The 13,614-nt window shown below is 61.3% G+C and carries 14 protein-coding genes; 12 read left to right on the plus strand and 2 right to left on the minus strand.

Features of this window, described 5'->3' with window-relative positions:
- Window positions 1-5 precede the first annotated feature (5 nt).
- On the minus strand, window positions 6-1,931 hold the full coding sequence (locus tag GGD57_RS22630; protein WP_184472491.1) for a hybrid sensor histidine kinase/response regulator: 1,926 nt from the start codon (window positions 1,929-1,931) through the stop codon (window positions 6-8).
- 26 nt (window positions 1,932-1,957) lie between these two features.
- A complete protein-coding gene (locus tag GGD57_RS22635; protein WP_184472492.1) occupies window positions 1,958-2,689 on the minus strand; it encodes a Crp/Fnr family transcriptional regulator in 732 nt (243 codons plus the stop codon).
- A 237-nt stretch (window positions 2,690-2,926) separates the two neighbouring features.
- On the opposite strand from GGD57_RS22635, the gene ccoN reads away from it, so the two are divergent.
- The 12 genes from ccoN to GGD57_RS22695 all read left to right on the plus strand — a co-directional run bounded on the left by ccoN (window position 2,927) and on the right by GGD57_RS22695 (window position 13,218).
- The gene (gene ccoN, locus GGD57_RS22640; protein ID WP_184472493.1) at window positions 2,927-4,549 is read left to right on the plus strand and encodes a cytochrome-c oxidase, cbb3-type subunit I; all 1,623 of its coding nucleotides are present in this window, start codon (window positions 2,927-2,929) and stop codon (window positions 4,547-4,549) included.
- An 8-nt stretch (window positions 4,550-4,557) separates the two neighbouring features.
- Window positions 4,558-5,292 carry a cytochrome-c oxidase, cbb3-type subunit II gene (gene ccoO / locus GGD57_RS22645; protein WP_085740277.1) on the plus strand — a complete coding sequence of 245 codons (735 nt, stop codon included), beginning with the start codon at window positions 4,558-4,560 and terminating at the stop codon, window positions 5,290-5,292.
- A gap of 8 nt (window positions 5,293-5,300) precedes the next feature.
- The gene (locus tag GGD57_RS22650; RefSeq protein WP_003568501.1) at window positions 5,301-5,453 is read left to right on the plus strand and encodes a CcoQ/FixQ family Cbb3-type cytochrome c oxidase assembly chaperone; all 153 of its coding nucleotides are present in this window, start codon (window positions 5,301-5,303) and stop codon (window positions 5,451-5,453) included.
- 1 nt (window position 5,454) lies between these two features.
- On the plus strand, window positions 5,455-6,318 hold the full coding sequence (gene ccoP / locus GGD57_RS22655; RefSeq protein ID WP_097612146.1) for a cytochrome-c oxidase, cbb3-type subunit III: 864 nt from the start codon (window positions 5,455-5,457) through the stop codon (window positions 6,316-6,318).
- A gap of 11 nt (window positions 6,319-6,329) precedes the next feature.
- The gene (locus GGD57_RS22660; RefSeq protein WP_097628303.1) at window positions 6,330-6,515 is read left to right on the plus strand and encodes a hypothetical protein; all 186 of its coding nucleotides are present in this window, start codon (window positions 6,330-6,332) and stop codon (window positions 6,513-6,515) included.
- Between the two features lie 186 nt (window positions 6,516-6,701).
- On the plus strand, window positions 6,702-8,270 hold the full coding sequence (ccoG, locus tag GGD57_RS22665) for a cytochrome c oxidase accessory protein CcoG (protein WP_184472494.1): 1,569 nt from the start codon (window positions 6,702-6,704) through the stop codon (window positions 8,268-8,270).
- The gene (locus GGD57_RS22670) at window positions 8,267-8,752 is read left to right on the plus strand and encodes a FixH family protein (protein ID WP_184472495.1); all 486 of its coding nucleotides are present in this window, start codon (window positions 8,267-8,269) and stop codon (window positions 8,750-8,752) included. Before ccoG ends, GGD57_RS22670 begins: the two co-directional genes overlap by 4 nt.
- Window positions 8,749-11,037, plus strand: a complete 2,289-nt coding sequence (locus GGD57_RS22675) for a cation-translocating P-type ATPase (RefSeq protein WP_184472496.1) — start codon at window positions 8,749-8,751, stop codon at window positions 11,035-11,037. The genes GGD57_RS22670 and GGD57_RS22675 overlap by 4 nt, the downstream gene beginning before the upstream one ends.
- Window positions 11,034-11,192, plus strand: a complete 159-nt coding sequence (gene ccoS, locus GGD57_RS22680; RefSeq protein WP_184472497.1) for a cbb3-type cytochrome oxidase assembly protein CcoS — start codon at window positions 11,034-11,036, stop codon at window positions 11,190-11,192. The genes GGD57_RS22675 and ccoS overlap by 4 nt, the downstream gene beginning before the upstream one ends.
- Before the next feature lie 32 nt (window positions 11,193-11,224).
- On the plus strand, window positions 11,225-11,890 hold the full coding sequence (locus tag GGD57_RS22685; RefSeq protein ID WP_184472498.1) for a Crp/Fnr family transcriptional regulator: 666 nt from the start codon (window positions 11,225-11,227) through the stop codon (window positions 11,888-11,890).
- A 30-nt stretch (window positions 11,891-11,920) separates the two neighbouring features.
- Window positions 11,921-12,403, plus strand: a complete 483-nt coding sequence (gene ccmE, locus GGD57_RS22690; protein ID WP_184472499.1) for a cytochrome c maturation protein CcmE — start codon at window positions 11,921-11,923, stop codon at window positions 12,401-12,403.
- 137 nt (window positions 12,404-12,540) lie between these two features.
- On the plus strand, window positions 12,541-13,218 hold the full coding sequence (locus GGD57_RS22695) for a CBS domain-containing protein (RefSeq protein WP_184472500.1): 678 nt from the start codon (window positions 12,541-12,543) through the stop codon (window positions 13,216-13,218).
- Window positions 13,219-13,614: the final 396 nt, after the last annotated feature.

Below are 13,614 nucleotides of genomic sequence, written 5' to 3' on the forward strand. Positions count from 1 at the left end.
AGATGTCACTGCGCGTCGAGAAGCTCGCGGATCTTCAGCGCAAGGTCCTTTGCAGTGTAGGGTTTGCGCAGCCATTGCGCGCCGGGAACAATGCCTTTGGCCGCAAGGCCCGGCTCGGAATATCCCGATGTGAAGAGCACGGCGATCTCGGGCCGAAAGAGGCGCGCTTCCCGCGCCAGTTCGTCGCCCGTCATCCCTCCCGGCATCACGATGTCGGTAAAGAGGAGCGCGATCTCGCTGTTGTCGCGCAGCAGATCGAGGGCGCGGTGGCCGCTTTCGGCTTCGAGCACCGTGTACCCCATCGAGGCTAGCCTGGCGACGGCGACGCGGCGGACGCGGGCGTCATCTTCGACGACCAGCACCGTTTCGTCCCCTCCCGGCAGCCTGTTTTCGCCTGAGCCTTGGTCCGGCACGGCTTGCTGATGTCTCGCCCCGTTGACGGCGGGCAGATATATCCGAACCGTCGTGCCGCGTTCGACCTCACTGTAAAGCTGGAGATGCCCGCCCGATTGCTTCACGAAGCCATAAACCATGCTGAGCCCGAGACCTGTGCCCGAGCCCACTTCCTTCGTCGTGAAAAACGGTTCTATCGCACGCTTCCTGACCTCCTCGCTCATGCCGGAACCGGTATCGGTCATGGCGATGAGCACGAAGTTGCCGCTACGCACCTCCGGGTACATCTTCGCATAGTCGGCATCGAGATGGACGCGCGAGATCGTCGTCGTGAGACTGCCGCCTTTCGGCATGGCGTCCCTTGCGTTCAAGGCGATGTTCAGGATGGCATTTTGAAGCTGGGAACTGTCGACAAGCACGTCCAGGCCGGCCCCTTCGATGACGGTCGACAGCTTGATATCCTCGCTGAGCGTTCGCCGGAGCAGGTCGGAGAAGCCGCTGACGAGCTGACCGAGGTCCGCATGCTTCGGATTCAATGGTTGGCGCCGGCCGAAGGCGAGCAACTGACCCGTGAGGATCGCTCCGTCCTGCGCGGCCGATTGGGCCTCGTTGAGGATTTCGCGGAGGGTGCCGGGCGGCAGCTTGTCCTCGATCATTTCGAGATTGCCGCTGATGACGGTGAGGAGGTTGTTGAAGTCGTGGGCAATACCTCCCGTCAATTGCCCGATCGCTTCCATCTTCTGGGCCTGACGAAGGTCTTCCTCGATCTTGAACCGGCTGGTAAGATCGCGGACGAAACCGGTGAAGATCTGCTCACCGTTCACCGTCGTCTCGCCGACGTGGAGTTCCATGGGAAACTGCGACCCGTCGGCCCGCTGCCCGGTGACGACGCGGCCGTAGCCGATAATGCGTTTCTCGCCGGTTTCGATATAATGATCGATATAGCCGTCGTGAGCGTCTCGGTAGGGGTTCGGCATCAGGTTGCTGACGTTGCGGCCGCAAATCTCATCGGAAGACAGTCCAAACAGCTTTTCGGCGGCCTTGCTGAACGATAGCACTATTCCCCTGCGATCGATCACCACCATGGCGTCGGGCACGGTGTCCAGGATCGAACTCAGATGCGCTTCGCGGGATTTAACCGCGTCCTGGGCGCGTCTCAACGCGCTCACGTCGCTGTTCGTTTGAATGACGGCAAAGTCCCCATCCGGCAGGTTGACCAGCACGCAGCGGGATGCGACGTGAATGTCGTGCCCGCCCTTGTGGCGATGAATGATTTCGCCTTGCCAGAAACCACGCGACTTCAACTGATCGCGGATGTTGTCGGCCGGTTCGGGAAAGGTCGTCGCCAAAAGTTCGTGAACTTTCTCACCGACGGCTTCCTCTCTCGCCCAGCCATACATGTTCTCGCAGCCGATGGACCAGTGCGTGACGGTTCCGTCGAAACGATGGATCAGAATGTCCGCTCCATCGAGCACGTGCACCATTGCATCCAGTTCCTGGTACGATGCAGTTCTCGGAGAGACGAGGCGATGGGGCATGAACGTCGATCCTGCGGTTCGTTGCATCAGTGCAGCTTGACCCTATGACAGGAATTCTCCGAAAAATCATCTGCATCACCGGACAACTGTGCAAGGCGGGCGAGATTGACGATCCTGAGGTCGTGCCTGCCTTCGGGCACAACGATGTTTCGCGACGCAAGTTTTGTAATCGTGCGCGATACGGTTTCGATGGTCAGACCGAGATGGTCCGCAATGTCTTGGCGGTTCATCGGAACACGCACCAGGCCCTGCCGCGGCTGAGGACTGCGGCGGGAGGCGAGCTTGACGATGAAGCTGCATAGCCGCTCCTCGGCGTTCTTCTTCGACAGGAGCACCATCTGTTCGTGCGCCGCCGCCGCCTCCTTACAGAGGAGCGAGATGTATGCGGGGCCGAGTGCGTTCGATCGGGCGACTTCCTCATGGAAGCTCTTCCGGGCTATGCGGCGGATCCTGCATTCGGTAACAGCCTCCGCCGTGAACAGGAAATCGTTTTGCAGCGACGCGCCGATCAGATCGCCGGCAAAGTGAAACCCGGTAATCACTCGGCGGCCTTCGCCGATAATGCGATGGAGGCGCACGACCCCTTCTTCCACCTGGAAGAGATGGGTCGCTTCGTCGCCCTCCCAGCAGATAGCCTTCCCGGCGGGGACGGTCTCTGCCGCCGATGTTAGAAAAAGCGATGAGAGAGATTGACCGGCGTGGATCGCGTCGCCCGTCATCTTCGCATTTTCGAACGCCTGGTTGTTCTGCATCAGCATCGTCTTGTCCCTCGTGATCGATAGGCTGACTAGAACTCCGCTGCGTCACACAGGAATGAGCGGACGGTGCCAAAGGGTGAAAGAGTGTAACAGTTTGTAACGGCCGCGGCCCGATCCCGCCTTACCATTTTCTGGTTGATGTAGATCAAGGAGCAATTGCCGGCTTCGTGACAGTCCTGCCTCCAACGACGAGAAAGCCGGCCGCGAGGCGGTCGTCTTTGCATTGGGGACGACATCATGAATTACACGACGGAAACGATGGTGGTCGCGGTCGCGGCGTTTCTAGCGCTGCTGGGAGCCGCATTCGCGCACGATCATCTCTTTGCGGTCCATATGGGCATACTCTGCTTCTGCCTCGTGGTGGGAACGGTGCTGCTGGTCAGGAACGTCGACTTCGCACCGGCGGACCAGCGGCGAAAGGTCGATGCGTCAGGCTATTTCGACGAGGTGATCCGCTACGGCCTGATCGCCACGGTGTTCTGGGGCGTGGTCGGCTTCCTCGTCGGGGTGGTCATCGCGCTGCAGCTGGCCTTTCCCGACCTCAACATCGCGCCCTATCTGAATTTCGGAAGGCTGCGGCCCGTTCACACCTCGGCGGTCATCTTCGCCTTCGGCGGCAACGCTCTGATCATGACGTCGTTCTATGTGGTGCAGCGCACCTGTCGAGCCCGTCTCTTCGGCGGCAGCCTCGCCTGGTTCGTCTTCTGGGGCTATCAGCTCTTCATCGTGATGGCTGCGACCGGATATGTTCTCGGCATCACCCAGGCCCGCGAATATGCCGAACCCGAATGGTATGTCGACCTCTGGCTGACCGTCGTCTGGGTCGCTTATCTCGCCGTCTATCTCGGCACGATCCTGAAGCGTAAAGAGCCGCATATCTATGTGGCGAACTGGTTCTATCTCGGCTTCATCGTCACCATCGCGCTGCTGCACGTGGTCAACAATCTGGCGGTTCCCGCCTCGTTCCTCGGCTCGAAGAGCTACTCGCTCTTCTCGGGCGTCCAGGATGCGCTGACCCAATGGTGGTACGGCCACAACGCCGTCGGCTTCTTCCTCACCGCCGGCTTTCTCGGCATGATGTATTACTTCGTGCCGAAGCAGGCCAATCGACCCGTCTATTCCTACCGGCTGTCGATCATCCACTTCTGGGCGCTGATCTTCATGTATATCTGGGCCGGCCCGCATCACCTGCACTATACGGCACTGCCCGACTGGGCCCAGACGCTCGGCATGGTCTTCTCGGTCATGCTGTGGATGCCCTCCTGGGGCGGCATGATCAACGGTCTCATGACCCTTTCGGGCGCATGGGACAAGATCCGCACCGATCCGATCATCCGCATGATGATCGTCGCCATCGCCTTCTACGGAATGTCGACCTTCGAAGGCCCGATGATGTCGGTGAAGACGGTCAATTCGCTCAGCCACTATACCGAGTGGACGATCGGTCACGTGCATTCCGGCGCTCTCGGCTGGGTGGGAATGATCACCTTCGGGGCGATCTACTACCTGACGCCGAAACTATGGGGGCGCGAGCGCCTCTACAGCCTGCGCATGGTCAACTGGCATTTCTGGCTCGCAACGCTCGGCATCGTGATCTACGCCGCCGTGCTTTGGGTCGCCGGCATCCAGCAGGGACTGATGTGGCGCGAGTACAACGCCCAGGGCTTCCTCGTCTACTCCTTCGCGGAAACGGTCGCGGCGATGATCCCCTACTACGTGCTGCGCGCGGTCGGCGGAGCGCTCTACCTGGCGGGCGGTCTCGTTATGGCCTGGAACGTGTTCATGACCATCCGCGGCCGCCTGCGCGACGAAGCTCAGATCCCGACCACTTTCGTGCCCCAAGCACAGCCTGCCGAATGAGGTGAGACATGGCATCGATACTTGATAAACACCAGATCCTCGAGAAGAACGCGACGCTTCTTCTCGTCGGCTCACTGCTGGTCGTGAGCATCGGCGGCATCGTCGAAATCGCCCCGCTGTTTTACCTGCAGAACACGATCGAGAAGGTGGAAGGCATGCGGCCCTATACGCCGCTCGAGCTCGCGGGACGAAACATCTACATCCGCGAAGGCTGCTATCTCTGCCACAGCCAGATGATCAGACCGTTCCGCGACGAGGTGGAGCGTTACGGCCATTATTCGCTCGCAGCCGAGTCCATGTACGACCACCCCTTCCAGTGGGGGTCCAAGCGGACCGGGCCGGATCTCGCCCGCGTCGGCGGGCGCTATTCGAACGAATGGCACGTCCAGCATCTCGCAAACCCCAGGGCTGTCGTGCCGGAATCGATCATGCCGAGCTACGCCTTCCTCAAGGAGCAGGAGGTGACGGTTAAGGATATCGGCATGGACTTGAAGGCCAACGAGGATGTGGGTGTGCCCTATAACGACGACATGCTGGCGAATGCGGAAGCCGACATGAAGGCCCAGGCCGATCCGAATGCGGATACGACGGCGCTGCTTGCACGCTATCCGAAAGCGAAGGTCGGCGACTTCGACGGCGATCCGGCCAAGCTGACCGAAATGGACGCCCTGGTGTCCTACCTGCAGATGCTCGGCACACTGGTCGACTTCTCGACCTATGACGATGCGACCGGCTACCGCTGAGGTGATCCATGGAAACCTACACTGCAATGAGACATTTCGCCGACAGCTGGGGCCTTCTCGCCATGGCGGCATTCTTCGTCGGCGCCGTCGTGTTCACGCTTCGCCCGGGCAGCAAGCAGACCGCGAAAGAGGCTGCCGATATTCCCTTGAAGGATGACTGAGATGTCGGAAAAACATATCGATGAATTGAGCGGCGTCGAAACGACCGGACACGAATGGGACGGCATCCGCGAACTCAACAACCCCATGCCGCGCTGGTGGGTCTGGACATTCTACGTAACGATCCTGTGGGCGATCGGCTATGCCATCGCCTATCCGGCCATCCCGATGATCACGTCCGCCACGAAAGGTTACTTCGGCTATTCGACGCGCGCCGAACTGCAGCAGGACCTCGATCTCGCCAAGGCGTCCCAGACGAAGTTCCATGACCTGATCGCCGCCAAGACGGTCGAGGAGATCGACACCGATCCTGTTCTTCGCGAATTCGCCATTGCCGGCGGTGCATCCGCGTTCAAGGTGAACTGCGCGCAGTGCCATGGCTCGGGCGCCAGCGGCGGCCCGGGATTTCCGAACCTCAACGACGACGACTGGCTGTGGGGCGGGGATCTCGACGCCATCCAGACGACGATCGCGCACGGGATACGCTTCGATTCGGATGCCGAAACACATGCTTCCGAGATGCCGGCCTTTACCGACGTCATCGAGCCGATCCAGATGAAGCAGGTCGCCGCCTATGTCTGGGGGCTGACCAATACGCCTTCCGATCCTGCTCTCGCAGCTGCGGGAAAACAGGTCTTCCTCGACAACTGCGCCGCATGCCACGGCGAGGACGCCAAGGGGAAGGTGGAAATGGGCGCGCCGGATCTGGCTGACGCGATCTGGCTGAAGGCGCGCGGCGAAGACGCCATCGCTCGCCAGGTGGCCTCTCCCAAGCATGGCGTCATGCCCGCCTGGGCCGGGCGCCTCGGCGATACGACCGTCAAGGAACTCACCGTCTTCGTCCATTCGCTTGGCGGCGGAACCTAAGGAGACAAGCCATGACGACACACGACCACAATCCCTTGCTCGCTCTTTACGGCGTACCGCGCGCAGTGGTCCACTCGCGCGTCTCGGTACGCGCCAAGCCGATCGCCGCAGAGTCCGAACAGACGGACGCCGAAAAGATCGGCAATTCGATGGTCAGTTTGATCGGGCTCAAAGATCAGAAGCCGACAAGCAGGTAGACAACCTCCCGAGGACGTTCCCAGCGGTCTCTCCCCCGCAGTTCCTCCAGGCCACGCCCTCACCCCGGGGCGTGGCTTTTTTCTTTTCCGGAGAGGCCTCTCTCGGGAAGGCGTTCTTTCTTGATCTGCATCAAGGAACCGATGCGCCGCAGGTGGGAGAAGAGCAGGCGAAACCGGATAGGTCCCATGAATCTCTATACCGCACCAGATCCCAATGACGTCGAGCAGGTCAGCGTCGAGCCGGTCAATGCACGCCGCAACCGGCAGCCTCTCTATGCGCCCCGGAAGAAGATTTTTCCCAAGCGCGCCGAGGGACGATTCCGTCGGTTCAAGTGGATCGTGATGCTGATCACGCTCGGTATCTACTACCTTGCGCCGTGGATTCGCTGGGATCGCGGTCCCTACGCGCCCGACCAGGCGATCCTCATCGATCTCTCTTCGCGGCGCTTCTTCTTTTTCTTCATCGAAATCTGGCCGCAGGAATTCTACTACGTCGCGGGCCTGCTTGTGATGGCAGGTTTCGGCCTGTTTCTCGTCACCTCGGCGGTCGGCCGCGCATGGTGCGGCTATGCCTGTCCGCAGACCGTCTGGGTCGATCTCTTCCTTGTCGTCGAACGGGCGATCGAAGGCGACCGGAATGCGCGTATGAAACTCGATGCCGCACCCTTCAGCTTCGACAAGTTGAGGAAACGCGTGATCAAGCATTCGATCTGGCTCGTGATCGGCGTTGCCACCGGCGGGGCGTGGATCTTCTATTTTGCCGATGCGCCGAGCCTGGCTGTTTCGCTGTTCACCGGCGCGGCTCCCGCCGTCGCCTATGCTACGGTCGCAACATTGACCGCAACCACCTATGTGCTCGGTGGCCTCATGCGCGAGCAGGTGTGCACCTATATGTGCCCTTGGCCGCGTATCCAGGGTGCGATGCTCGATGAGAATTCCCTCGTCGTCACCTACAACGACTGGCGGGGCGAGCAGCGGTCGCGCCATACCAAGAAGGCCCAGGCACAGGGTCTGCCGGTCGGGGATTGCGTGGATTGCAATGCCTGCGTGGCCGTCTGTCCGATGGGAATCGACATTCGCGACGGGCAGCAGATGGAGTGCATCACATGCGCGCTCTGCATCGATGCCTGTGACGGCGTGATGGACAAGCTCGGCAAGCCCCGCGGCCTGATCGCCTATGCGACGCTCAGCGAATATGCGAGCAATATGTCGCTTGCGACAGACGCGGGAACAACGCCGATCCAACCGTCCAGGGTCAGAAACGAGGATGGAAGTTTCGTTTCGGCGGTACGGCACTTCGACTGGCGCATCATCTTCCGTCCGAGAATCGTCTTTTACGCCGTTGTCTGGGCATCGATCGGCATTGCCATGGTCGTCCATCTCGCCTTCCGCGAGCGCCTCGAACTCAATGTCGTCCACGACCGGAACCCGCAATATGTCCTGGAAAGCGACGGCTCGATCCGCAACGGCTACACGCTGCGCGTCCTGAACATGGTGCCGAAGCCGAGGGATGTGAACATTGCCCTGGTCGGGCTGGAGGGCGCGACGATGCGCATTTCCGAACTCGGCAAGGAAGATGGCCGCAGCTTTACCGTCCATGCCGAACCCGATGCCGCCACGACGCTCAAGGTCTTCGTGACGCGCAAGCCTGACGGAGCCGAAATCAACGAATTCCTCTTCGTCATCGAAGATACGGACCGTGCCGACCGGGCGACCTATCGGGCGGCGTTCAATGCACCGGGAGACGTCAAATGAAGGCTTCTGCTCAAGGTTTCACAGGCCTGCACATGTTGCTCGCGACCTCGGCATTTTTCGCCGTGGTGATCGCCGTCAACGTCACCATGGCCGTCTACGCTTCCTCCAGCTGGAGCGGCCTCGTCGTGGAAAACACCTATGTCGCCAGCCAGGAATTCAACCGCAACGCGGCAGCGATGAAGGCGATGAGCGCCTCCGGCATCGAGGGCGATCTTTCCATCAAGGGACACGAGATCCGCTACGACATCCACGACAAGGGCGGGTCGCCCGCGATCGTCGACGATGTCGTGCTGAATTTCAAACGGCCGGTCGGAGACCACGAAGATTTCCACCTGACGCTCGGGAAGACGGGTGAAGGGCGTTTCGAAGCCGAGCATGCGGTCGCCAGGGGCGACTGGATTGTCGAGATCATCTCGAGAAAGGACGGCGTCGTCGTCATGCACGAAGCCAAACGCTTCGATACCGCGGAGTTCGGCCAATGAGCTGCTGCTCCATGGACACCGAAAGCGTGCTCGCTCTCAGCGCGACCTCGTCCAGCGCCGAGGAAGCCCGCCTTGCCAGCCACCCGCTCGGTGCAGGTTTGCGCCAGCTCGATCTCAGCGTTCCCGACGTCCACTGCGGCGCCTGCATCTCGACCATCGAAAGAGCGCTGTCGGCGCTTGCCTTCGTCAGGAAGGCGCGGGTCAATCTGACCGCACGAAGGGTAAGCTGCGTCTACCAAGAGGAGATCGACGAGCGCGCGACCGATCCGTCCGAAATCCTCGCGGCGATCAACGCCGTGGGATATCGCGCGCATCTGTTCACGCCCTCGGCCCCCGAAAGCGACAGGACCAGAAACCAGCTTCTCCTGGCGGTCGGCGTTTCCGGTTTCGCGGCCGCCAATATCATGCTGCTTTCGGTATCGGTCTGGTCGGGTGCGGATGCTGCGACGCGCGATCTGTTTCACTGGATCTCGGCGATGATCGCAGCACCCGCGCTGGTCTATGCGGGGCGTTTCTTCTTCAAGTCGGCTTGGAATGTGCTGAAGCGCGGGCGGACCAACATGGACGTTCCGATCTCGCTCGCCGTCACGCTCTCTTATGCCGTCTCCTTGTGGGAGACGGCTCACCACGGCGAACATGCGTGGTTCGATGCGACGGTTTCCCTGCTGTTCTTCCTGCTGATCGGCCGGACTCTCGATCATGTCATGCGTGAAAAGGCGCGCGCGGCGATCAACGGGCTGGCGAGGCTCGCCCCGCGCGGGGCGCTGCTGATGATGCCGGACGGATCGCGGCGATACATCGCGGTGGAAGAGATCGCGGTCGGCGACGAGATCTCGATTGCGGCGGGCGAACGCGTTCCCGTCGACGGCATCGTCGTCAGCGGCGAAAGCGATGTGGACCTCTCCATCGTCACGGGCGAGAGCAGCCCGGTCGCGGTCGCTGCCGGAAGCGAGGTAAATTCGGGTGCGATGAACCTGACCGGCTCGCTCGTCTTCAAGGCGACGAGGATTGCCAGGAACTCGCTTCTCTCGGAGATCATCGGTCTCATGGAAGCCGCCGAAGGCGGAAGAGCGCGCTATCGCCGGATCGCCGATCGTGCCGCAGCACTCTATTCCCCGGCGGTGCATCTGTTGGCGCTGATCTCTTTCCTCGCCTGGGGCTTCCTCGGTGGCGACTGGAAACATGCGATGCTCGTTGCCGTCGCGGTGCTGATCATCACCTGCCCATGCGCACTGGGCCTTGCCGTGCCGGTGGTTCAGGTCGTTGCCGCGGGCGAGCTTTTCCGCAAGGGCATCATGGTCAAGGACGGTTCGGCGTTGGAACGGCTGGCCGAGGCGGATAGCGTCGCCTTCGACAAGACCGGCACCCTGACGATGGGCACGCCGCGCCTCGTCAGGACCGAGACGATCGAAGAGGGCAGTGCCGCCATCGCCCGCGGGTTGGCCGCGCATTCGCGTCATCCGCTTTCCCAGGCGCTGGTGCGGGACACCGAACTTGCCCATTTCCCGTCCTTTGACGGCGTCACGGAAATTCCAGGCGGCGGGCTGGAGGCAACAAAGGGAAGGGATGTTTATCGGCTGGGCAATGCGATGTTTGCCGGCGCAAACGGTTCCATGCCCAGCACCGTGGACACTCCGTTTTCGGAAGTGGTCCTGTCGAAAAACGGGGGCGTTCTTGCCCGTTTCTTCTTCGACGACACGCTTCGCCCGGGCGCTGCCGAGGCTGTCGCCCAGCTCAATGCGGCCGGCCTTGAAACGCTGATGGTATCCGGCGACAGGCAGAGCGTCGTCGACAATACAGCGCATGCTCTCGGCATCGACAGGGCCCTCGGCACTCTGACACCGAAGCAGAAGGTCGAGGAATGCCAGAGATTGAGCGATCAGGGTCATCGCGTGCTCATGGTCGGCGACGGCATCAACGATGCTCCGGCACTTGCCGCCGCGCATGTCTCGATGGCACCTGCCACGGCGTCCGATATCGGCAGGCAGGCAGCCGACCTCGTCTTCTTCAACGACCGCCTTGACACCGTTCCCGAAGCGATCGCCGTCGCGCGGCGGTCCGCCAGCCTCATCCGGCAGAACTTCGCACTGGCGATCGGCTACAACGTGCTGGCGGTGCCCATCGCGATCGCCGGGCTGGCGACACCGCTGATTGCGGCGGTGGCCATGTCGACATCGTCGATCATCGTCGTCACGAACGCGCTGCGCCTCAATGCATTCGGCAAACGTCCCGGCATTCGGACCAAAGAGCGGGCCGGCGGGCAAGCGGAGGTGAAAACCGCATGAATATGCTGATCTATCTCATACCGATCGCGCTCTTGATGGGAGGCATGGGGCTCCTGGCTTTCCTCTGGTCGCTGAAGAGCGGCCAATACGACGATCTTCAGGGAGCCGCCTGGCGCATTCTCGCCGAAGATGAAGCCGACCGGAAGAAACCTTGATCACACACAGGCCCAACACGAAAGGAAGATCAATGCCTGCGAAAAATTCCGTACTTTTGCAGTCTGACCTGTTCGACGGCCTGGACCAGGCGATCGTGCAGCAACTCGCCGCCACGGCTGAGCTTCGCACCTTCGCTCCCGACGAGCGGATCGTCGCCGAAGGCCAGGAGGCGTCATTCGTCTATTGCGTCATCGGCGGGTTCGTGCGGCTTTCCAAATCGGAATCCGCCGGGCGCGAGGCGGATATCTACGTATGCGAGCCGGGCGACACCTTCGGCGAATATCTTCTCTCGGGCGGCGGCTCTTATGCCTACAGCGCGTGGTCTGCCGATGGGGCCGAGGTCGCCTTGTTTGAACTTGCGGACTTGCGGGCACTTGCCGAACGGCACCCCGTCATGCATCGAAACGTCATGCGCATCATGGCCCGGTATCTGCTCGGCGCAATGGATTGCATTGCGGGGGATCGGCTGCACACGGCCGCGCAACGCGTTGCGAATTATCTCATGAGCCGATGCCCGGCGTCCGCCTCGCAGGTTACTTTCCGCCTTCCCTATCGGAAGAGAATTCTGGCCGGCAAACTGGGACTTGCCCCCGAGGCGCTTTCGCGAGCCTTTGCCGCGCTCGTCCCCGCAGGGGTCGAAATCAGAGGCAAGGTCGTTCTCGTCGACAGCGTCGATCAGCTTCGCAAGGCATGCTGACCTTCCCATGACGGATACAGGAGATCCGAAATGACGCGCAAGCAGAAGCGGCTGGCGGTGATAGCGGGCGGCATGGGCTTCATCGCCGCCGCCGTGCTGCTGGTCATGTTCGCCTTCAGCCAGTCGGTCGCCTATTTCTACATGCCGGCCGATCTGGCAAAGACGCCGGTGGCGCCGGATACCCGCATCCGGCTCGGCGGGCTGGTCGGCGAGGGCAGCGTCGTGCGCGGCACCGGATCGACGGTGGAATTTGCCGTCACCGACGGCAGCGCCAATGCCGTGAAGGTTCAATATACCGGCATTTTGCCGGATCTTTTCCGCGAAGGCCAGGGCGTCGTCACCGAAGGTTTGTTTGCATCGGGAGGGAACGTCTTCATCGCCGATACCGTGCTTGCCAAGCATGACGAGACCTATATGCCGAAGGATGTCGCCGACCGGCTGAAGCAGCAGGGGCTGTGGAAGGAAGGCCAAGGGGGAGAAGGCCAGGGACAGGAAGCGAAGGCGACGCAATGATCATCGAGATCGGGCATGACGCGCTGGTGGCCCGTCCCACCGAGCATCAATCGGGTGTTTGATGAAAATCAAAGCGTTGCGGCTGATCGGCCTCTAGCCTGTTCCGCACAATAACCGCGATCAGGGAGACGGCGACCATGCAGGCAAGGGATATAATGACCACCAAGGTGGTTTCGGTCAGCCCGGCGGTCAGCGTGCGCCATGCGGTTGCGATGATGCTGCAGAACCACGTCAGCGGTCTTCCGGTCGTCGACGATCGGGGACACGTTTGCGGCATGGTCACGGAGGGCGATCTGCTTCTGCGTCGGGAGGTCCGGCTCACGCCCCGCCCGGCGCGGGCGCCGGAGCTCATCTCCGAAATCGATCTCGAACGTTACATCTGCAGCAACGGTTGGTGTGTCACCGATGTCATGTCCCAGGATGTGATCGTCGCGCGGCCGGACAGCGAAGTGTCCGATATCGCCGAAAGCCTGCAGGCGCATCGCATCAAACGCTTGCCGATCGTCGAAGACGGACGTCTGGTCGGGATCGTCAGCCGGAGGGATATTCTGCGGGTAATCGCCGAAGCGCCGGCGACCGCCTTGCCGCGGGGGGATGAGGCGATCAGACTGGCGGTGCGCACCAGGCTGAGATCTGACCTCGGACTCACCTCTCAACGCGTGCAGGTCTCCGTCAGAAATGGACAGGTGACCGTTGACGGCCAGGTGGAATCCGAACTCAAGCGCAAGGCGATCAAGGTTCTCGTCGAGGGCCTCAGCGGAATTGCCGGCTATAGGGATCGGCTGCTGGTCTCACCTGCTCACAGCCAGGATTAGAGACTCCGCTGCATTCGCCGCCATCATTGCGCCGATCCAACGAGGAGGCTTGCTCGATCCCGAGAGGCGAGCAAGCCATCTGTCAACTTCCCTGCTTGACACGGAAATCTCCGACTCGTGAGTTCACCTTAGCGCGGCTATCGGGCTTCTTCTTTGATTGGAAGCAATGAGGAAGAGCACGATCGAAGTACGCTCGGCATTCATACGCTTGCGTCGAACTTGACAGAGATCAATTACGCCGACGGTGAGCCCGATGTATCGCTTGGTCATGCAGAAGGAGCATATGATGGATTTCGAAGCGTTTTTCAAAAACGAACTGGGCGGGCTTCATGCCGAGGGCCGTTACCGCGTTTTTGCCGATCTCGAACGTCACCGCGGCAATTTTCCCCGCGCGAC

This window comes from Rhizobium esperanzae (genome assembly GCF_014197615.1).
In the GTDB taxonomy this organism is placed as follows: Bacteria; Pseudomonadota; Alphaproteobacteria; order Rhizobiales; family Rhizobiaceae; genus Rhizobium; species Rhizobium esperanzae_A.